Raw genomic sequence first — 21,348 nt, 5'->3', positions numbered from 1 at the left:
CGATCGCCGCGCACGCGCCCGCCGTACGAGCCCCTTACACAGCAGGCCGCGCGATGGACAGAACCGATCTTCGCACAGAACGATGACAGCTCACATATAAAGCGCGCCAGATCGTTCCGGCCGCAAAGTCCAGGCCGATACCTCGAAATGCGCCAGCAGAATGTCGCGAAACGTTGTGATGCGCCGGACTCGCTCGTGAAACCATCTGTTACGCTGTTTTAATCGGTTTCGATCACCTGACGTGGTTCGACGCGAGCGCCTGCGCCACGCGGTGACAGCGGTCGGCCAAATCACGCAGTGAAACCCGCGCCGCGCGTGGCGGTGCGATGTCCGCACTTTGTCTATGCGCGATGTCCGCTGCACGCATCCCTTTCACCTCACGGCATGGAGAACGAGATGCTGCAACGGCTGGGGTCGCGATTCGTCGCATTGGGTCTGATCTGGACATTGTCCGCTTGTGGCGGCGGAGGTGGCGGCAGCGGCGCGGAGCCGGGCGGCACCGGCTCGAACGGCGCGGCCGGAGCGACCACCCCCGCATCGAGTCCCGCGCCCGCGTCGAGTCCGACACCGGCATCGAGTCCAACTCCGGCATCAAGTCCAACTCCGGCGTCGGGCGCATCGGACGCGAGCGCGACGACGCCCAAGCTCGCCGCCGCGACGCCGATCATCGACGGCACGACACTCGGCGCCGCCATCTGGCCCGCGGGCGCCACCTCAGCGGGCGGAACCGGTCAGCCCGTCGGCGGACTGAACTGCGCGTTGCGCAGCACCGCGTACACGTATGCACACGTCTCGATCTACCAGAACGGGCAACTCCTGACGCTGCCGCCCAACATCGGCATGGTCGAGCCGACCATCGCCGCGCCGACTGGCTGCGCATATCCGGTACACACGGTCGATTCGAGCGGCAAGATCCATATGGACGCGACGACCGGCGCGACCTATACGCTCGGCCAGTTCTTCTCGATCTGGGGCGAGCCGCTGAGTGCGTCGAACGTGGCGGGTCTGACCGCCTCGCCGATCGCGATCTACGTGAACGACGGCGGCACTCTCACGCAATACACGGGCGACCCCGCGAGCCTCGTGCTTAAGCCGCACGACGAAATCACGATCATGGTCGGCACGCCTGTCACACAAGTGCCCACCTATACGTGGACCGATCCGCCGCCGTTCGACCCGAACCCGATCACGCTCGTCTTCGGAGGCGTGGTCGGCTCGTCGTTCTGGCCGAACGGCACGACGTCGACGGGCGGCAACGGCTCGCCGGTCGACGGCCTGACCTGCGCGCCGAACATGAATGTGCTGTACCACGTGCACGCGCACCTCGCGATCATCAAGGACGGGCAATGGCTCGCGTTGCCGGCGAACGTCGGCATCCTGTCGCAATGCACGTATGAAATGCACACGCACGACAACACCGGCATCATCCATATGGAAGCGCCGAACGCAAAGACCTATACGCTCGGCGACTTCTTCGATATCTGGGGCGAGCCGCTGACGAGCACGAACGTCGCGGGCATCATGGGCGACGTGGTCGCGTATATCAACGACAACGGCGATTCGCGCCGCTATATGGGCGACTTGCGCAATATCGAACTGACATCGTTGCGCGACATCACGCTGCAGATCGGCACGCCGCCGGTGAGCACGTTGGCGACGTATTCGTGGTACGAGCCGCAGTGACATCCGCCGCAGGCCGCATCACTTTGCCGTGACGCGGCTTCAACGCGGCGTACCCGAATGCCCGATGCCGCCCGGCCGGCGCGGCATGATGCCCGCGACGGAGCGCGGCGCCGCGTTCGCGACCAGAATCATCGACGCGCCGGCAAGACCGCTCGACACATGCTTCAACGCATGGCCGGCGATCACGTGATGCGTGAGCTCCCATATCTGCCAATCGAGGCTTTCGAAAATCTTCGCGACCCCGTAGAAGACGATCACGAGCGTCCATGCGATCACGCCGTCCACCTTGCGCGTGAGCGTCATGCCGACGATCAGCATGAGACCGCCGAACTGCAGAATCGCGTAAGGCCACAGGCTGTTGAATACCAGCCAGTAGCCGACGGTGGCGGGTGACACGACCACCATGATCAGCATCTGCGCCCAGCCGACGCGCTGTCCGCTCCACGACGTCCATAGCATCGCGAGGATGCCGGCGAACACGATCGTCATCGGCAGGCGATCCCAGACGAGCGTCGCGTCGTTCGGCGCCATGTGGTAGTAAGCCGAACCGAACGCGGTGAACAGCAGCCCGATCGCGGCGACGACCATGCCGGGGAATTGCGCCGGCTGGTTCGACGCATGCCGCATGACCCAGCGCAGACAGAGCACGCCGGCGATCAGAATGACGACGTTCGAGAGCACGTCCGCCGCATTGTGCAGCGGCCCCAGCGTGCGCTGATCGGCGAAGTGGTGATACGAGGCAGGCTGCGCGAGCGGCCATATCATCTGCAGCACGGTGCCCGCCAGGAAAAGCAGCACGCCAGCCAGCAGCAAGCGGGAGATCTTCACGTTGCTCGACTCCACAGTGGGGCGAAATGCTCCAAGGTGCCGTGAACCGGACCTTTTACGCCTCTTGGCGACCCTTTTACGCTGACGCGAAGCGGATCACGCTCGCTCGCACGGAAACCGTGCGGCCGATGCGCAGCCGGGTTGGCCCCCGTTCGAATTCGCGCCGCCTGCTCGTATCATCGGACAAAGCGCCTGGCGCAACAAGAGCGTCGGGCGGCGCACCGATGGACATGCGCTCATAGTATTCTTCTCAACCAATGCAAGCTGCGTGCAAGAACGCGCGACCCAAAGGAAGACCCGGACTCCATGCAAGCGCAGATACACCACCCGTCGTTCCCGCATCGTCGATGGAAGGGCGCGCTGTGCGCGCTGCTGTGCGCAAGCCTGCTCGCCGGCTGCGCGCGGTTACCGTCGCTCGAGGACCGCAAGGAGTCGCATGCGTTGTCGCCCGCGGTGGCGGCCACCACGGATCTCGGTCGCGCGGTCGCGCCCGAGTTGGCCGCGCACGCGGGGCTGGCGGGCATTTATCCGCTGGCGGATGCGCATGTCGCGTTTGCCGCGCGCATGGACCTGATCCGTTCCGCGCAACGCACGCTCGACATCCAGTACTACATCTGGCGCGACGATCTGACCGGCACGCTGCTGCTCGAACAGATCCACGAAGCGGCGGACCGGGGCGTGCGGGTGCGCCTGCTGCTCGACGATCTCGGCATCGCGTCCGCGCTCGACCCGACACTCTCGGCACTCAACTCGCATCCGAACATCGAGGTACGCCTGTTCAACCCGTTCGTCGTGCGCAGCCCGAAATTCCTCGGCTTTGTAACCGACTTCTCACGCGCCAATCGGCGCATGCACAACAAGTCACTGACCGTCGACGCCACCGCGACGATCCTCGGCGGCCGCAACATCGGCGACGAGTACTTCGATGCCACCGACGGCGTCGTCTTCGCCGACCTCGATGTCCTCGCGATCGGACCGGCCGCGGCCGACGTGTCGCGCGATTTCGACCGCTACTGGGCCAGCGCGTCGGCGTATCCGGTGGACAAGATCCTGCCGCACGAGAGCGTCGATGAACTGGCCACGCTCGAGCGTGATGCACAGGCGATCGAACAGGACCCCGCCGCCGCGGAGTACAAGGAAGCGCTGCGCGGTCCACGCGTCGTGCAGAACCTGCTCGACAACAAGCTGCCGCTCGATTGGGCCAAAACGAAGATGATCAGCGACGACCCCGCGAAAGGCTTGAACGACGCGCCGCCGGAAGCGCTGATTCCGCACCAGCTACGCGAAGTGATGGGCCAGCCGACGAAGTCGCTCGACCTCGTCTCGCCCTACTTCGTGCCGGCGAATACGGGCACGCAGTTTCTGAGCGGTCTCGCCGCCCAGGGCGTCGATGTGCGCGTGTTGACGAACGCGCTCGAAGCGACCGATGTCGCCGCCGTGCACTCGGGCTATATCAGGCGGCGCGTCGAGTTGCTGCAAAACGGCGTGCACCTGTATGAATTGCGGCGCGTGGCGGGCGTCTCCCAGAAGAAAGAACAGTCGCCGGGGCCGTTCGGCAGCTCGGGTTCGAGCTTGCATGCGAAAACTTTCATCGCCGATTCTCAGCGGGTTTTCGTCGGTTCGTTCAACTTCGATCCGCGCTCCGCGCATCTGAATACCGAGCTTGGCCTCGTGATCGACAGCGCCGATCTCGCGACGCGGGTCGATCGAAAATTTCTCGCTTTGCTGCCGACAGTCGCGTACGCGGTGCATCTCGACGCAAACGGCAAGCTGTATTGGATCGAAACCAACGACGGCGTCGAAACCCGCCTCGATACCGAACCGAATGCGACGTGGTACGCGCGGCTCGGTGTATGGATGCTGTCGATTATGCCAATTGAGTCGTTGCTATAGCTTGCGGTTCAGAACCGTCGCAAATCGCGATCCCGCAATGGATCGGGCGAGCGCTGCGTCGCGCGCAACACGCCGTTGGTGTCGAACGCAAAATTGAACAGCATGTGGTTGATGTTGTTTTCGATGTAACGGTACGACCAGACTTCGCGTTGCGAGAGCCGGAAAAACTGCGTCTGCACGGGGCGGCCGAAATTGGTCAGCACATCCTCGCGCGTCCATTTGCCGATTTCCGCGCGATTGAATTCGCTCAACTGCAACACTTGACGCACGCTCACGATCTTGCCTGAAGCGTCGATGTCGGCGGCGACGGTGGTCGAACCCATCGGCTGGGTCGGCCACATCAGCCGGCGGCCGCCTCCGGGCAGGTCATAGGTTTCGCGCGGCGGACCCATGCGGGCGATGATCGCCGCTTGATCCTGGCCAGCCTGGAATTGCTGCCACGGTTGCGCGCAAGCCGCGAGCATCAACGCCGTCACGCACGTGAGCGCGGCGCGGCGCACAACCAGCGGCGCCCGTGCCGTTCGCGCAACAGCGTTTCGAACGTGGGTGACTCGGGCAAGCATGGGTTTCTCCCGTTACGTTCGATCGCGCGTCGATCGGCAAACCCTCACCGCGCAAAAGCCAAGGCGACACGGGCAATGCGCCCGCTCGCCGATGGCTGCACTGAGATAACCGACGCTTACTGCACGAGCTTCGCGCGCAGACGCGAGTGCTCGTCCGCAGAAATGGAACCGGACGCTTTCAACTTGTCGAGCTTGTCGATTTCGTCGGCGACACTGAAGCCCACCACATTGCGCAAATCTTCGCGCATCTGCCTGGCCCGCGCCTGATCGCGTTCCGCCATGCCGCGATGCTGCGTGAGCAGATACGCGAAGATGCCGATATACGGCAGGATGATCAGGAAAATCACCCACAGAACCTTGCCCCATCCCGACACGTCATGGCGGCGGAACAGGTCGCTCGACACCGTGATCAACAGCCAAAACCACAGAATAAAGATGAAGATGGAAAAAACGTCGGCCAGAAAATTCGGGAATGTGAAACCATCATTAAAGAAGAGCATTGTTGTTCTCCAGTCATTCCGGTTGCAATTGAAAGGCGGAACGGATTTCGACCTATGGTTGCCTGCTATGGATGGCGCATACGATTAGCATGGCAGCGCTGAAAATCTACCATGACCGCATGTCGATTGGGCACGTGCATTCATACCGTATGAAAGACATGCGCATGATGCGGAACTTTTTGTCTTTATAGACTATTCCGATCAAGTAGCGCGAGCAATTTTTAAGGATTCCCTTCGATTGGCGATTTCTGACGATCTGGCGATCATGCCGTTGGCATTAGACATGCATCATGTGAAAACGAGGTCAAATGCGAGCGCCATTGCTATGCAAAAAAAATGCCAAAAAAGTGTTTGCGAGATGCATCGATTGAATGGCAGCCTTCGTTCACTTTCGTAAACAAACCTGAATAAATTCGGAGCATGCGTCAGCAGTTGGCCCGGACCACGAGCGCATCAGCAGGTGCCGCAGCCGGATCGGTCACCTCGATTGTCATATGCGTGAGCGCGCTTTTCGCTGCAAACGCATCGAGCCACTGCCGTGCGAGGCGCGGCAGCACGTGCTGTTCGATAAAGCCGATCAAAAGACGCGCCCCGGTCTCCTGCACGAGGCAGCGCCCGACGATGTAGTCGACCACCTCCGACGCATAGCTCAGCGCGATGCCGTTGTTATCCGCCATGCGCCGAACGACGCGATCGAGATGCAAACGCACGATCCGCGCGAGCGAATCCGAGCCCAGCGGACGATATGGCACCAGCGTCACACGCCCGAGGAAGGCGGCCGGAAACGCCTTCAGCAATTCCGTCGCAAGCGCGGAACGCAGACCGTCAAAATCCGGTGCAAGCATTTCGTCCGCGCATAGGCTCGCGCTCAGATCGGCGCCGACATTGCTGGTCATCAGGATGGTCGTATTGCGGAAATCGATATAGCGACCATCGCCGTCTTCCATGTAGCCCTTGTCCAGCACCTGGTAGAACATTTCATGCACGTCGCCGTGCGCCTTTTCAATTTCGTCGAGCAGCACGACCGAGTACGGACGTCGGCGCACCGCTTCGGTCAGCACACCGCCCTCGCCGTAACCGACGTAGCCAGGCGGCGCGCCCTTGAGTCCCGAGACCGTATGCGCCTCCTGGTATTCGCTCATGTTGATCGTGATGAGATTCTGTTCGCCGCCGTAGAGCGCCTCCGCCAACGCGAGCGCGGTTTCCGTCTTGCCGACGCCGGACGGTCCCGCGAGAAGGAAGACGCCGAGTGGCTTGCGCGGGTCCGCGAGCCCGGCGCGCGCCGTCTGCACGCGCTCGCCGATCTGTTGCAACGCGTCGTGCTGGCCGATCACGCGCGCCGCCAGAGTGGCGGGCAGCATCTGCACGGCGCTCACCTCGTCGGTGATCATGCGTCCGACTGGAATACCGGTCCAGTCAGAGACGATGTCGGCGACGATCGCTTCGCCGACTTCCGGAAACACGAATGGCGTAGCCGCCTGCAGGTTCGATAACGTGCGCTCCAGCTCGCGCAACGTCTGCAGCTCGCTCGCCGCGCTATCGCGCGCGTCGGCCTCAGGTCCGCCTGCTGCGGCGCGCGCGCTCACGGCCGCGCGCGCGCCCGCCAGCGCCTTCGCCGCCTCGGACTGGGTCTGCCAGGCGGTTTCGACAACACGATCCTCGAACTCGAGGGTTGCGATGGTCGCGTTGACGTCGGCCAGCGCGGCCTCGCTGCCAAGCCCGATACGCACCTCGTTCCCGAGCAGCTCGGCTTCGACGCGCGCCGCTTGCAAGCGCTCGCGAATCCGCTGCAATTCGCGCGGCGGCGCATGCTGCGATAGCGCGACGCGCGCGCAGGCGGTGTCGAGCAGGCTGATCGCCTTGTCCGGTAACTGACGCGACGGAATGTAGCGATGCGACAGTGTCACGGCTGCGCGAATCGCTTCGTCGAGAACCACGACGCCATGATGGCTCGCGAGCGTGCGCGCGAGTCCGCGGACCATGTCGATCGCGGACGGCTCCTCTGGCTCGGCGATCTGCAGCACCTGAAAGCGCCGCGTGAGCGCCGGGTCTTTCTCGATGTGCCGCTTGTACTCGGCCCACGTCGTCGCGCCGATCGTGCGCAACGTGCCGCGGGCGAGTGCCGGTTTCAGCAGGTTTGCCGCGTCGCCGGTGCCGGCCTGACCGCCGGCGCCGATCAGCGTGTGAATCTCGTCGACGAACAGCACGACCGGAGCCGCCGACTTCGCCGCCTCCTCGAGTACCGACTTCAGCCTGGCCTCGAATTCGCCCTTCATGCTCGCGCCCGCAAGCAGCGCACCGACGTCGAGGCTCAACAGCCGCACGTCGGCAAGTTTCGGCGGGACTTCGCCGGCCGCGATCGCGCGCGCGAGACCTTCGACGACCGCCGTCTTGCCAACCCCGGCGTCGCCGGTCAAAAGCGGATTATTTTGGCGCCGCCGCAACAGCACGTCGATCATCGTGCGAATCTCGACTTCGCGGCCAACCACCGGATCGATTTCACCGGCGCGCGCACGTGCGGTCAGATCCGCGCAAAACTGCGCAAGTGCCGCCGCGCCCTGCGCCGAGGCTGCGAGCGCACCGGACGCCTCGCCCGGCACCGCGGACGAAAAGTCGCTCTGGTCGTACGGGGTGTCCTTCTCTTCGGGGGAACCGTCGATCCAGGCCGGCAACGCATCGTGAAGGCCGTCGACGGCAATCTTGCCGAACTCCGGCGAAATGGCCAGCAGCAAGCGCCGCAAATCCGGCGTCTCGACAAGCGCCGCCATCAGCCATGCACCGCGAATCCGCCCGTCGCCGAATGCCAGCGTCGCGACGACCCACGCGCGCTCGATTGCCGTCTCGACATGATGCGAAAAATCCGTGAGCGCGCTGGCCCCGGACGGCAGCGCGGCAAGTGCCCTCTGCAGGTCCCGCTCGAGCAGTTCGCGGCTGATGCCGCAGTGTCTGACGATGCGGTGCAGGTCGCTATCGGGCTGCGCGAGCAGCTGGTGCAGCCAGTGCACCAGCTCGATATATGGGTTGCCGCGCAGCTTGGAAAACGCCGTAGCGGATTCGATGCTCCTGAAGAGCGTCGCGCCGAGCTTGCCGAACAACGCGTGGCGTGAAATGGACATGATGACGTTGCAAGTAAAGATGTTTGTTGCAGAAAGGCGTGGCTCTGTCGTGGCATCCGGCACACCGCGCGCAGGTATCCGAAAAAGCGTGCTGGCCACACTGATCGAGCGACAAGGATAGCCGGTCGATCGCTGCGTGTATTTGGGCCGTCGCCCATATTCCGCTCGAGGTGCGCGAAGTAGCATTCACATCTGCCAGACGCCAACCGCATTTTTAGTTGGTGATCCTTTTATTTCTGCGTCGGGAGAGTCTTTTACCAATGCGCGCTTTACAGGCAGATCTGATTCGCCATTGCATACCGGCCAAGCCATGACTGGATATCACGCTCGCTGGGACCATTCGCCTTTCGAAGCGGGTGCGCTCAGGACGTTCGCACGAACCATCCAGTCTCTCGGGCTCGTTCGTACCGCTTCGCGCAACGGTCACGCCGGCGTGGCGTGTTCGTCTGACGCTGTTCCGAGCGCGCATCCCGACCTTCAGCTTATGCCCGATTTGTTACTGAACCCGCCTCTCGAAAATGCGAACGCGCCTGAAGAATCCGTCCCGACACCACCGTCGAGCGTGAATCCGCCCGCGGACCGGATCGAGCCCGTGCTCGCGAAGCCGGATGACTTCAGCGACCTGATCGCACTAGCCGACGAGGACGATGACGATCCGCTGCAGTCGCGGCGCGAACCGCATTCAGCGGAACGCGGCGGACACGACGGCATGGCAAAGCTTCTGGTAGCCGACATCGATGAAGCGGACCCGCTCGCCGCGCTCACGCTCCAATACCGTGACGCGCTACTAAACCGGAAGAGCGAGAACGGGCCCGAGCCCGAGGCGTCGGCCGAAGCTCAGAGCGAGTCGATCATCGGGTCATCTCCCGATCCGTTCGCGGAACTTGTCGATCCGTCGCAGACGGAAGCGTCCGTGTTCGACCTGCTGACGCAGGGGAAGAACATCGACACCCTGCTCGATGGTCTTGACTCGTTCGGTGCCGAGCAGATTTTCGAGGCGGACCAAACGCACGAGATCCTCGCGCTGCTCGCGCCGCGCGGAATTCCCGCACACCGTGCGAGCAGGACCGCGCTGCTCGCACGCGAAGAACATCACCTGGTCAGCATGGACAGCCACATCGCCATGCCTGAATCGATCGAATACGAAGAGCCTGCATTTTCAGATGAACATAACCGCTGACCTGCCCAAGTCGGACTCTCCAACCCTTAGCAGCCTGCTCGACGCGCAGACCTACGGCGAACTGAAGGAGCAAACCGTCGACAAAGTGCGCAAGCATCCGTCGAACGTGCGCGAACGCTGGCTGCTGTTCGAGCTGTTGTGCCTGGACGGCGAATGGAACCGCGCGCTACAGCAGTTGCAGACGTGGGCCACGCTCGAGCCGGAAGGCACATCGTGCGCCCAGATGTATCGCGGGCTGATCCGCAGCGAGATGTTCCGCGCCGAGGTGTTCGCGGGTCAGCGCACGCCTGGCGAGATCGAGCCGCTGCCCGAATGGGTGAAAACACTGCTGCAAGCCAACCTCGAGCTCGGCGAGGGCAATCTTGCCGCCGCCGATGAACTGCGCGGCGCCGCGTTGGACGCCGCGCCGGCCACGCGCGGCGAAAGCACGCAGATCGGCGAATTCGAGTGGCTGACCGATAGCGATAGCCGGCTGGGTCCGGTGTGTGAGCTGACCGTCGCGGGCGGTTATCGCTGGGTGCCGTTCGACTCGATGAAATCGCTGACACTCGGTCCGGTCACCGCGTTGACCGACCTCGTCTGGCGCTCGGCCGTCGTGGGCCTACGCGACGCGACAGTCCTGCGCGGCTATCTGCCGGTGCGCTATCCCGGCTCGGAAACTGGCTCCGCTGCCACGCGGCTCGCGCGCGAAACCACCTGGAAAGACGTTGGAGAAACGGGCGTGATTGCGCTCGGCCAGAAAACCTGGAGCACCGACAAGGGCGACGTCGGCCTGCTCGACATCGGCGAGTGCCGGTTCAATCACGACGAGCGCGTATGACCAGGTCCGACGCGCGGTACCGGCAAGCCTGTATGCCGTCGCTGATCGACCGCCTGCTCGACGACGCGCCCGCGCGGCGCAGCGAGCGGCCCGACGCCTATGCGCCGAATAGCGAAGGCATGCGCCGCATCATCCAGCGTGATCTGAGCCTGCTGCTCAACACAACGAACCTGGACGACGAAATGGACATCGCGCGCTACCCGATGCTAGCCGAATCGGTCGTCAATTACGGCATCCCCGCGTTGTCCGGCAGCTACCTCGCCAGTCGCAACTGGGAGACCGTCGAGAAGATGGTACGCAACGCAATCGTGCGCTTCGAGCCGCGTCTGATTCCCGAGTCGCTGCGCATCCGGCCGCTCAATAGCGAGAACCCCGTACGCTACAACCAGCTCGTGTTCGAGATTCACGGCCTCATGCGCTGGTCGCCCTATCCACTGGAATTTCGCATCCAGAGCGCATTCGACATCGAAACGAATCACGTCACGTTCGATGCGGACTCCGGCAGGGGAAATTGATATGGACCCGCAATTTCTCGACTACTACAGCCGCGAACTGACGTACATGCGGGAAATGGCCGGCGAGTTTGCCGCGCAGCACCCGAAAATCGCGCGCCGCCTTGGCATGGAGGGCATCGACGTTGCCGACCCCTACGTGGAGCGGCTCATCGAGGCATTCTGCTTCATGTCGGCGCGCACGCAGATCAAACTCGATGCCGAGTTTCCGCGCTTTACGCAGCGCCTGCTCGAAGTGGTCTATCCGAATTACGTCGCGCCGACGCCGGCGATCGCGGTCGCGCAGTTGCGTCCGAGCCTGCGTGAAGGCGATTTCACGAAAGGGCTGAAAGTGCCCAGGGATAGCATGCTGCGCTCGGCCATCCCGCCCGGCGAGCAAACCGCGTGCGAATTCCGCAGCAGCCAGGACGTCACGCTATGGCCTATCGAGATCGTTGAAGCCCGGCTTACCGCCGTGCCGCCGGATATCCCCGACACCGATCGCCATCTGTTGCCGCACGTGCAATTGCGCGGCGCGTTGCGGCTGCGCCTGCGCACAACCGGCGAAGTGAAGTTCAGCCAGATGACGAACTTCGACCGGCTGCCCATTTACATCGGTGGCGACGAGCGGATCGCTTCGCATCTGTTCGAGCTGATCCATGCCGGTAGCGTCGCCTCGGTCGTGCGCGCGTATGGTGCGTCGCGAGACGAAGGGCACGTGGTCGCGAAAACACCGGTCGCATTCGAAGGTCTGCAAGCGGAGCAGTGCCTGCTGCCGCTTAGCTGGAATACGTTTCACGGCCACAACCTGCTGCAGGAATACTTCGCATGCCGCCAGCGCTTCTATTTCTTCGCGCTGACGCAGCTCGCGGCCGGTCTCGCGCGCGTGGACAGCAAGGAAGCGGAGATCGTGCTGCTGCTCGACCGTCTGCCGGAAGAGCTTGCCACGCACGTCGACGCAGCGCGTTTCCTGCTGTTCTGTACACCGGTCGTCAACCTGTTTCGCAAACGCACCGATCGCGTCGAAATCAATCGAGCGCAAACCGATTTTCATCTGCTCGCCGACCGCACCCGGCCGCTCGACTATGAGATTTTTTCGGTGTCCCGCGTATTCGGCCAACGGGCGCAAACATCGCTCGAAGTCGAATTCAATCCGCTTTATCAAACACTGCATAGCGACGTGGGCAACCACGGCCGCTATTTTTCGGTGCGTCGCGAGCAGCGCGCGCTGTCCGCCAATGCGCGCAGGTACGGCACCCGCACGCCGTATATCGGCACCGAGGTCTACGTGTCGCTCGTCGATCAGGCGGAGGCGCCGTACGCCGACGACATCCGCTACCTGTCGGTCGAGGCGTGGGTCACGAACCGTGACCTGCCGCGCCTGATTCCGCGTAACGGCAAAACCGACCTCACGATGTCCGACTCCGTGCCGATCGAAGGCGTGCGCCTCGTGCATGCACCGAGCGCGCCGCGCGCGCCGTACGCGAGCGGTGAAACGGCGTGGCGTCTGATCCGGCAGCTGAGCTTCAACTATATGCCGCTCGCTGAACTCGACCACAGCGACGGCGGCCAGGCGCTGCGCAACATGCTCGGCCTCTTCATCGCGCCGGGCGAGCGCGAACAGGCACGGCAAATCGAGGCACTCGTCGGTGCACGCACCGAACCGGTGGTGCGGCGTTTGCCGGGCGACGGACTCCTCGTCTATGGGCGTGGCGTGCGCTGCGAACTGACGGTCGATGAAACCGGCTTCTCAGGCATCAGCCCGTATCTGTTCGGCCTGGTGCTCGAACATTACCTCGCGCGCCACGTTTCGATCAACGTGTTCACGGAAACCGAACTTCGTTCGATGCAACGTGGCCTGATCACCCAATGGCGGCCGCGCATGGGCGGACGCGGAGCGGTATGAGCATGGCTGGGACATTTGGGAGCGCCGTTGCGCCGAAGCGATCATCGCTCGATCCGCAGTCGCTCGACGCCTGGTTCGATCCCGACACGCCGTGGCAGTCCGGCTTTCTGAGCCTGCTGCGCGCGATCGCCGCGCGCGATCCGCTGATGCCGTTGCCGGGCACCGCGAGCCTGCCGCAAGAAGAGCCGTTCCGGATCGGTCAGCAGCCCACACTGGCCTTTGCGCCGCGCGAAATCGCGTCGCTCGGCACGCGAGACGGGCGCCTCGACGTGCGGCTGTTCGGGCTCGGCCTGTGGGGGCCGCAAGGGCCGCTGCCGCTGCATATGACGGAGCTGGCGCACAGTCGTGTGGAAAGCCACCAGGACTATGCGCTCGTCGGGCTCGTCGATCTGTTCCATCACCGCGCACTGTCGCAGTTTTATCGCGCGTGGGCTTCAGGGCAAGCCACCGCGTCGCTCGACCGTGCCGGCGACGAAACGTTTTCGTTCTACGTCGCCAGTCTGATCGGCGTCGATCCGGCCGAGGCGGGGCAGTCCTGTCTGCCCACGCACTCGCGTTACAGCGCGGCGGCGCACCTCGTGCGCGAGGCGCGAACGCCGCACGGCATCGAGGCGACGCTCTCGCATTACTTCGGTGTTCCGATGACCATCGAGGAGTTCGTGCCGCACTGGATCCACCTGTGCGCATCGGAACATACGAGGCTCGGGGTGCCGGGGCCCGCGGCGATCATCGGTGAATGCGCGCAGCTCGGCGAGGCCATTCCCGACCGGCAACACAAGTTCCGGCTCGTCGTCGGTCCGCTCGACCTCGATCAGTATCTGCGCCTCACGCCGCACGGCGAGGACTTGCCGACGTTCGTCGAATGGGTGCGGGCCTTCGTCGGCCATGAATACGCGTGGGAGGTCAAGCTGCTCGTCAACCCGCGCGCGGCGCCCCCCGCCTCCATCGGCACGTCTCAGAGACTTGGTTACTCGACGTGGCTCGGTGATTCCGTCGACGACCTTCCGGTCGTCGGCATGGTTTTCGAACCTGAACAGTACAACGACCGACCCCGGAGTTCCTTCGCATGAACGCCAACACTCCCGCCGTCGTGCTGCGCTACGCCGATCTGCTCGAACCGGTGTCGGCGCACGCGCCTTGCGGTCCCGATCTCGAATACGATCCGGCTTTCGTGATGCTGCAGGCGGCCGCGGCCCCACGCGCCGAAGCGCAGTACGGCGACTTCGTCGACGTGCCGCCAACGGCCAACTGGGCCGACATCGAACGCGATTGCCGCGCGCTGCTGCTGCGGACGAAAGACATCCGCCTCGCGGTGATCCTGCTGCGTTGTCGAACCCGGCTCGACGGCGCGGCCGGCCTGCGCGACGGACTGGCTTTGCTGCTGGCGATGTTCGAATGCTATGGCGAAGCGCTCCACCCGCTGCCGGTGTTCGAAGGCGAACCGGACCCGGCGATGTTCGCCAACGCGATCGGCGGACTCGTCGAACCGGATGGCATGCTGGCCGATGCGCGCGACATCCCGATGCCGCGGGCGGCCGGGCTGCAACTGCATTTGCGAGATATCGAAAAATCATTCGCGACGCCGCGCCAGAAGGACGCGCTCGCCCCTGAATCCGTCGCCCGCTTGCTAAAGGAATGGTGGGGCCGACGCGACGCGGCGATTGCCGCATTGGTCGAAGCGCAGGGTCTGACGCAGCGCATCGCTGCCTGGTGCGATGAGACGCTCGGCGTCGATGCGCCCGATCTCGGCGCGTTGTCCCGAGCGCTGCAGCCATTCGCGCAGCATCGGGTGGACGGCGGCGGCGCGTCCGCGCCGGCGCCAGCGGCCGCCCGAGCCGCCAACGAGCAGGACAACGATATCGTGCGTGGACCGGCGCCGGCTAGCGTCGTTACGGCAACCCTGGCGCAGTCCGACGCGCCGGCCGATCCGCCAATCACCGCGCCGTGTCCAATGGATCGCTGGAGCGCGCTCGCGGCCATTCAGGAAACACGCATGTGGTTCGAGCAAAACGAACCGAGCAGTCCCGTCATTGTTTTGCTGCGCCAGTCGGAACGAATGGTCGGCAAACGGTTTTCAGAACTCGCCCATATCATTCCCGCCGATTTACTCGCTAAATGGGATGAGTTCGACGGTTGAGGCAATGTGCGCGCATCTACGTACTTTCTCCGCTGTCGGCCCCTACAGTCCGCCGGTCAACCAACAAGCTCCAATGAAAAGACTCGTTCAATTTTTTATCCTGATTTGCTTCGCGATACCCCATTTCGCGTTCGCCACCTGCACCCAGTTGAAGCCTGCGCAAATCTCCGAACTGCTGTCTCAAGGCTACATCGCGGGGTATCCAATAGCGGTCAACATACCGTTTCAGGAAAGCTCGGTATCGATCGATCCTGGCTTACCGGTCGGCTCGGTGATCGCCACGGGCTTGTCGCCGGCGTACGCTACCTATGGGAACTTCGCGGACTGCACCAACGGGGGCACGGTCACATTCGGCTATTTCAACGTAACGCCGTCCACGATGTCAGGGGTCTATAACACCAACATTCCCGGAATCGGCTTTCGTGTGACCTACCTTCGCGCGAGCGGCACGAATTCGCCACTTCCGTTTACGCCATCCTTTCCCGCCGGCGAGCCCAATCAGGTGATCTACGGTCGCTTCGGCATTGGCTCGCAGTTCCTGATCGAACTGGTCAAAACCGGCGACATCGCGAGCAACGTCGACGTGATGTTCAACACCTTGGGAACCGGCATTGCCGATGGTGACGGCAGTCGGGTCGTGACGATCACAGGCGGCAGCATCAACGTCAAGGTTCTTCCGAGTTGCTCGGTCAATACCAGCGCACTGAACATCGATTTCGGCACGTTCGGTCCAAGCGATGTGTCGACGACGAGCGGGCCGACCCAGCCAGTCGACTTTACGGTGCTCTGCACCGGTCCCACGCCACCGGCTTCGATCACCGCTGCACTTTCCGGAACCCCCGATACCGAAGATAGCAGCATGTTGAAGAACACCGGCGCGACGCATCTTGCGATTCGTTTGCGGGACGTTTCAAGCAAAACCGCTTTCCGGCCCAACGATCCTTCGAGCACCCTCGTCCACGCACCGCGGGGCGCGATGCAATCGCCGTTCGCACTCGAGGCGACCGTGCTGCGCGTCGGCACAGCGACGCCAACCGCCGGCAAGATCCAGGCAACGGCAACAGTCACGATGACCATTCTTTAAACCGACTATCAACGGCGAACGTCTACCAGAAGCAACCAGCATGACCGAGATACCCGTCGCACCACCGAACTCGATCTTCGTGCAAATCGCGAGTTATCGCGACCCGCAGTTGGTCCCCACCCTGCTGGATTTGATCAACAAAGCTGGAAGGCCAGATCTGTTGCGGATCATCGTCTGCTGGCAGCATGCGCACGACGAAACGATGATCCAGTTCTGGCAGCAGGGCTTTGGCGAATGGCGAGCCGAGCAGACCGACAACTGGATCGTCCACCATCTCAGTCATCGTGAAGCGAAGATCGAATTGATCGACGTCCCCCACATGATGACGCAGGGCGCATGCTGGGCCCGCAATCTGGTCCAGCAGCGATACAGCGGTGAGTGCTACACGCTGCAACTCGACTCGCACCACCGCTTCGTCGACGGATGGGACATGCTCGCAATCGAAATGCTGGAGTCGCTGCGCGACGAAAGCCCGAAACCCGTGCTGACCGCTTACCTTCCGATGTACGACCCCGAAAACGACGATGCTCGATCGAGCGACGAGCCGAGGATATTGGCCTATGCGAGGTTTTCCAGGGAAGGGGTCGTCCTGTTTCGCTCGAAGACACTTTCCGACTGGAGAACCCGGGCTCGCCCGGTCCGTTCGCGCTTCTTCAGCGCACACTTCGCATTTGCCGACGGTCACTTTGCCGAAGTGGTCCAGCACGATCCCGACTATTTCTTTCACGGCGAAGAAATTTCGCTTGCCGTCCGTGCATTCACCCACGGCTATGACCTGTACAGTCCGCACAGGCTGATCGGGTGGCACGAATATCTGCGTTCCTACCGCGTCAAGATGTGGAACGATCACAGTCACGAGGCCAAGGAACGGGGTGAAATCGACGAGCCCTGGCATGAGCGCAACGAGCGCTCATTGCAGCGCAATCGTGCGCTGCTCGGTATCGACGGACAAACGCTGGCTGACGCCGAGTTCGGCGAGTATGGACTCGGGGCCGAACGCACGCTCTCCGATTACGAGGCCTACGCGGGCATCAGCTTCAAGTGGCGCGGAGTTCAGCAGTCGGTATTGAATGACGATCCGCCCGTCCCGGGCTCTCAACGTCCCGACGAAGCGACATGGAAGGCCTCTCTGCTACGCGCAAACGACGTCCGTGTGTGCATACATCGGAATGGATTCGACAGGCATGTGCTCACGCCCGGCGTCGAGCACGCGTTGCCGGCCGCAAAGTCGGTTGCCGTGGTGATCTACGACAACGGCGAGACGCAACTGCACCGGGAAACCGTCAATGCCAGCGGTCTTTCCCGATACCGGAAAAACGACTGGCTCGACTTTCATGTGACTTTCGAATCAGAACTTGACCGGGTCCCAGCCAGTTACGTCGTGGAGTTGTTCGACGACGCCGGCAACGTATTGAGCCGGGTCCGACGCGCCATCGATGCATGACGCGTCCGCGACGACGACGCACGAAGACGCTTCCGGCGTCGCGCGGCCAAGAGGATTGCACCACGTCAGCGGATTCGGCGCGTAGCGGTATGGACTGGCTCCGGCTTCGCCGTTGCGATCGGGGCTGATGTAGCGGCCCGCGTGAGGATCATAAAAACGCGCGCCGTTGTAATACAGCGTGGTTTCATCGTCGGCGTATTGGCCGGCATAGCGAAGCGGCTGCGCAAACGCATCGCTGCTTTGCCACTCCGGCGTCACGAGACCGCCCCACGCACGATAACGCCCACGCCATACCACCCGGCCCGTCTCTTCCGTGAGCGCGACGACCGTACCGGCCACGTCAGTGTGATAGTGATAGACCTGCGTGCTTTTAATCGCGCCATCATCGGCGAGGGTCTGGTCCACGCGAGCGAGCGGCGCGAAGCCGGTTGAGCCGTCGGGCTCGGGTTGATACAGGTAGGTGCGCAGTTCCATCGCGCGGTGCTGCTGGATCAGTCTGTGCCCTTGCCACAAAAAGCGCGTGAGCTCGTCGCGCTCCGGCATCGATAGCTGCTGCGTGCGCCGCGACGCAGTGGATTCGACACGCCTGGCGATACGCCGACCGATTGCGTCGTACTGGTAGCGCACGGTATAGCCGTTGCGATGCGCGGCGATGATGCGCCCCTCCGCATCCCAATCAAGCGATAGCGTATGGTCGCGGCCGCTTCTACGCACCAATTGTCCCCACACATCGTACTCGTAACGATGTCCGCGGCATTCCCGCAACCGGTGGTCCGGATACACGGCCGGGAACCAGCTGCCGCCAGGCGTATCGAGCAGATTGCCAGCGGCGTCCCACGTGAAATACTCGATGTCCCCGTTCTCCGACACCGATCGCAACAGACACCCACGCCGGTCGTAGTCGTACCACATCTGACCGTCGCTTTCGCCGCCCGTCCTGACGATCAGGTCAGCGGGACTGTAATCGGCTTCGCGCCACAATTCGGTGACAGATTCTGTCGCGGAGCCCGGCGTATCCACGTCGCGCCCCGTCACCGAGCGCCACCACACCGGCAAGCCGAGCGGCGAAAAGCCCGTATGCGTGCGCAAGCGACCTTGCGTGCGCGCAACCGGACGCCTCATCGCGTCATACCAGAAGCGCGCAATCTGCCGTTCGCCCAGTTCGATGAACGCGATGTCGCCGGTTTCGAAGCGGCGCGTACGCAGCTCCTGCCCCTGCGGCAGCTGAGTCGCGACAACGCGTCCAGCGGCGTCGTACGTGTAACGCAGTGTGCCGTTTGCGCCGTGCTCGGCGATCAGACGGCCACCGGCGTCGTGTTCGAAGCGGATCTCATCCGCTCCGATGCCGAGCAGCTCGCCTTCCGGTGTCGGCTCGCGGTTCACGCCGTCGAGCAATCCGCCCGGCCCGTAGCAATATACATAGCGGTTATGCGCGGTTTCGCGCTGGGTCAGTCGGCCCGCACGGTCGTAGTCGAACGTTTCGCAACGCTGTTGCTCGCCCGCCTTCCACGTGAGACAACGGACCTGCCCGCTAGCCGCATAGTCGAAGCTGCGTTCCACGCCATCGGCGTCCGAGATCGACAGGCAACTGCTCGCATTCCACCGAAGCACCTGCACCGCGCCGTTCGCGCCTTCGATTCGAACCGGACGCCCATGTGCATCGTACCGACGCACGATCACGTGACCCTCTTCGTCGACCGCGCGTAGGACATTGCCGCGCCGGTCTCGATACCAGTGCCGGCTTCGGCCACTCGGGCCAACGAACGACGTGCGCTGGCCAGCCGCATTCCACCCATGACGCTCGGCCTGTCCGTCCGGACGCGTGATGGTCAATGGCCGGCCGAGGCCATCGCGCTCGATTCGCGTGACGGCGCCGAGCGCGTCGGTCACGCTCACGACGTAACCATTGATGTCATACTCGTAGCGCGTCGTCCTCCCGCCGACTCCCGTGCGACGCGTCACCTGCCCCCACGCGTTATGCGCGAAGGTCGTGACGGTCCCCAGCGCATCCGTCGAGCGTACGACATCGCCAGCCTCGCCATATTCGAAACGCGTGAATTCTCCGGACGGGGTCTGATAGTGCAATGGCTGTAGGCGATCGTTGCGTGCCCACATCCACGCACGGCCATCGCCCAACGCGACCGACACGGGCTCGCGTGACGCAAACGCATACTGTGTCGAGCGGGTGGCGCCCTGCGGGTCCGTCTCGCACGCGACGCGTCCGAGCGCATCGTATTCGATGCGAACCTCCCGCTCGCCGGGCAGTTGCAGTGTGACCGGCGCGACGGCGGCGTCGTAGCCGAACCGGTAGCGTCGACCGTCGAAGTCCGTGTGCGACAGCACGCGGCCCTGCTCGTCGTATTGCCAATGCGCCGCGTTGCCGAAGACATCGCCGACCTGAATGGTCCGGCCATCGAAGTCGTAGGCGAAGCGATCACGCGCGCCTTCCGACGTGACTCGTCGAACCACGCGCGCGGCGCCGCCGATCGTCTGCCATTCGTAGCGTGTCGCCATGCCGAGCGCGTCTGCTTCTTCGACGATCCGCCCATCGCGGTACGCAAAGCGACGCACGATTTCGCCGACCCGGTTGCGCACCTCGTTGAGTTCGCCGTGCTGGCTGTAGCCGTACTGGACCAGCGCGCCGGTTGGACCGCCGTCGACACACTCGACAGCGCTCAGACGCGGTCCCATCCGCGCTTCATAGTGCATGCGCAGCTCGTGGCCGCAGGTCCCACGCATGCGCAGCAAGCGCCCGTCGGGGTCCCAGATCAGGCCGATCCGCTGCTGACGCAGATCCTCGACGTATTTGAGCCGTGCGATTCCGTTGGCGTCGAATTCGCCGAACACGCGGTAATGCGGCGTCAGATCCGCAACGACGAGGCGTCCGTCGCTCCGATGCGCGATGTGCAATTGCGCAGCCGACGCAATTACCTGTGTCCCCCGCTCGGGAAACGGCACGCTGAGCGTGCTGCCGTATTCGTCGGTATAGAGCAGTTGATCGTCCCGCTTATGCAGCGTGACTTCCCAGTTCGTGCGCCAGCCAACCCCGAGCAGTCCGAGCGCATGCTGCGCGCTCGAATAACAACGCGACCATGCAAGCGGAAGACGGCCTCGCAGCCTGAAGTCGGTTTCGTCGGCAGGCTGGCAGATTTTGCTGCCGCTGATCACATCGACCGAGCCGCACAGAATGCCAGACAGCGCACGACGCATTCGAAAGCGGTCGACCAGGTCGCCGAGGCGCTCACAGCGATCGACCAACGGTCCGACACAGGCGACGGGCAATACGACGCCGGGCAGTCTGACCAGCTCGCCGCCGATTCCCGCGAGACCCGTCGTCACGTGGCTACCGTCGTCATCATGAACCGATGCGCACGTCTGGCGAACCAGCGGAACACGGCGCGCCACACGAAACCTTGCCGCCAACCAATGCCGCCGGCAGGTTGTTGATCAACACCGTCCCCGAACCCGCGACCACAGCTTGGGAGCCCGGGTGCAGCGTGCAAACGGCAGAGCTCATACCGACGAGCGCCGCAGGCATCTGATTGATGAAGACCGTCGGGGAACCCCCGGCGATCGAACCGCCATGTCCGATTGCATCGCCTTTGCGAGCCGCTGGAAACATGATCGATTTTCTCCCAATGAAAATTGAAAGACCGTGCAGGGCGATGCGCGAAGGCATTCGCCGGCTGCACGGTACTGCGAA

The 21,348-nt window shown here is 63.4% G+C and carries 16 protein-coding genes; 10 read left to right on the top strand and 6 right to left on the bottom strand.

Annotation, left to right across the window (positions count from 1 at the left end; all coding sequences use genetic code 11):
• The first annotated feature begins 396 nt into the window (after positions 1-396).
• The gene (locus AB3X96_RS21685; protein WP_368591321.1) at positions 397-1,683 is read left to right on the top strand and encodes a hypothetical protein; all 1,287 of its coding nucleotides are present in this window, start codon (positions 397-399) and stop codon (positions 1,681-1,683) included.
• A gap of 39 nt (positions 1,684-1,722) precedes the next feature.
• Here AB3X96_RS21685 and AB3X96_RS21680 read toward each other — a convergent pair whose 3' ends face one another.
• Positions 1,723-2,511 carry a hypothetical protein gene (locus AB3X96_RS21680; RefSeq protein WP_368591320.1) on the bottom strand — a complete coding sequence of 263 codons (789 nt, stop codon included), beginning with the start codon at positions 2,509-2,511 and terminating at the stop codon, positions 1,723-1,725.
• Positions 2,512-2,817: 306 nt separating this feature from the next.
• On the opposite strand from AB3X96_RS21680, the gene AB3X96_RS21675 reads away from it, so the two are divergent.
• Positions 2,818-4,404: a phospholipase D family protein gene (locus AB3X96_RS21675; RefSeq protein WP_368591319.1), complete on the top strand. Its 1,587-nt coding sequence runs from the start codon at positions 2,818-2,820 to the stop codon at positions 4,402-4,404.
• Positions 4,405-4,412: 8 nt separating this feature from the next.
• Here AB3X96_RS21675 and AB3X96_RS21670 read toward each other — a convergent pair whose 3' ends face one another.
• The 3 genes from AB3X96_RS21670 to tssH form a co-directional block, all read right to left on the bottom strand.
• Positions 4,413-4,868, bottom strand: a complete 456-nt coding sequence (locus AB3X96_RS21670; RefSeq protein WP_176121648.1) for a hypothetical protein — start codon at positions 4,866-4,868, stop codon at positions 4,413-4,415.
• A 215-nt stretch (positions 4,869-5,083) separates the two neighbouring features.
• On the bottom strand, positions 5,084-5,467 hold the full coding sequence (locus AB3X96_RS21665) for a PLDc N-terminal domain-containing protein (protein WP_176111522.1): 384 nt from the start codon (positions 5,465-5,467) through the stop codon (positions 5,084-5,086).
• A gap of 425 nt (positions 5,468-5,892) precedes the next feature.
• The gene (tssH, locus tag AB3X96_RS21660; protein WP_368591318.1) at positions 5,893-8,583 is read right to left on the bottom strand and encodes a type VI secretion system ATPase TssH; all 2,691 of its coding nucleotides are present in this window, start codon (positions 8,581-8,583) and stop codon (positions 5,893-5,895) included.
• A 484-nt stretch (positions 8,584-9,067) separates the two neighbouring features.
• Between tssH and AB3X96_RS21655 the strand changes: the two genes are divergently transcribed.
• Genes AB3X96_RS21655 through AB3X96_RS21620 form a run of 8 tightly spaced genes read left to right on the top strand, consistent with a single transcriptional unit; the run spans position 9,068 to position 17,645 of the window.
• Positions 9,068-9,763 carry a TagK domain-containing protein gene (locus AB3X96_RS21655; RefSeq protein WP_368591317.1) on the top strand — a complete coding sequence of 232 codons (696 nt, stop codon included), beginning with the start codon at positions 9,068-9,070 and terminating at the stop codon, positions 9,761-9,763.
• Positions 9,747-10,583, top strand: coding sequence for a type VI secretion system accessory protein TagJ (locus AB3X96_RS21650; protein WP_368591316.1), 837 nt, complete (start codon positions 9,747-9,749; stop codon positions 10,581-10,583). Before AB3X96_RS21655 ends, AB3X96_RS21650 begins: the two co-directional genes overlap by 17 nt.
• Positions 10,580-11,098: a type VI secretion system baseplate subunit TssE gene (gene tssE / locus AB3X96_RS21645; RefSeq protein ID WP_368591315.1), complete on the top strand. Its 519-nt coding sequence runs from the start codon at positions 10,580-10,582 to the stop codon at positions 11,096-11,098. The genes AB3X96_RS21650 and tssE overlap by 4 nt, the downstream gene beginning before the upstream one ends.
• 1 nt (position 11,099) lies before the next feature.
• Complete coding sequence (gene tssF / locus AB3X96_RS21640; protein WP_368591314.1) at positions 11,100-12,980, top strand: type VI secretion system baseplate subunit TssF; 1,881 nt, start codon at positions 11,100-11,102, stop codon at positions 12,978-12,980.
• 2 nt (positions 12,981-12,982) lie between these two features.
• Positions 12,983-14,050, top strand: a complete 1,068-nt coding sequence (tssG, locus tag AB3X96_RS21635; protein ID WP_368591313.1) for a type VI secretion system baseplate subunit TssG — start codon at positions 12,983-12,985, stop codon at positions 14,048-14,050.
• Positions 14,047-15,117: an ImpA family type VI secretion system protein gene (locus AB3X96_RS21630; RefSeq protein WP_368591312.1), complete on the top strand. Its 1,071-nt coding sequence runs from the start codon at positions 14,047-14,049 to the stop codon at positions 15,115-15,117. The genes tssG and AB3X96_RS21630 overlap by 4 nt, the downstream gene beginning before the upstream one ends.
• The gene (locus AB3X96_RS21625) at positions 15,101-16,201 is read left to right on the top strand and encodes a fimbrial protein (RefSeq protein ID WP_368591311.1); all 1,101 of its coding nucleotides are present in this window, start codon (positions 15,101-15,103) and stop codon (positions 16,199-16,201) included. Before AB3X96_RS21630 ends, AB3X96_RS21625 begins: the two co-directional genes overlap by 17 nt.
• Positions 16,202-16,241: 40 nt before the next feature.
• Positions 16,242-17,645 (top strand): GlcNAc-transferase family protein, encoded by a 1,404-nt coding sequence (locus AB3X96_RS21620; RefSeq protein ID WP_368591310.1) that lies wholly within the window; start codon positions 16,242-16,244, stop codon positions 17,643-17,645.
• On the opposite strand, the gene AB3X96_RS21615 is transcribed toward AB3X96_RS21620, so the two are convergent.
• Entirely contained in the window at positions 17,550-20,984 is a 3,435-nt protein-coding gene (locus AB3X96_RS21615) for an RHS repeat-associated core domain-containing protein (RefSeq protein ID WP_368591309.1), read from the bottom strand. The genes AB3X96_RS21620 and AB3X96_RS21615 overlap by 96 nt on opposite strands.
• Positions 20,985-21,000: 16 nt before the next feature.
• Entirely contained in the window at positions 21,001-21,267 is a 267-nt protein-coding gene (locus AB3X96_RS21610) for a PAAR domain-containing protein (protein WP_176111993.1), read from the bottom strand.
• Between the last annotated feature and the right edge of the window lie 81 nt (positions 21,268-21,348).

This window comes from Paraburkholderia sp. BR13439 (assembly GCF_040948805.1).
Classification (GTDB): domain Bacteria; phylum Pseudomonadota; class Gammaproteobacteria; order Burkholderiales; family Burkholderiaceae; genus Paraburkholderia; species Paraburkholderia youngii.
Note: the sequence above shows the minus strand (reverse complement) of the source record. Positions and strands in the feature narration are given on the sequence as shown.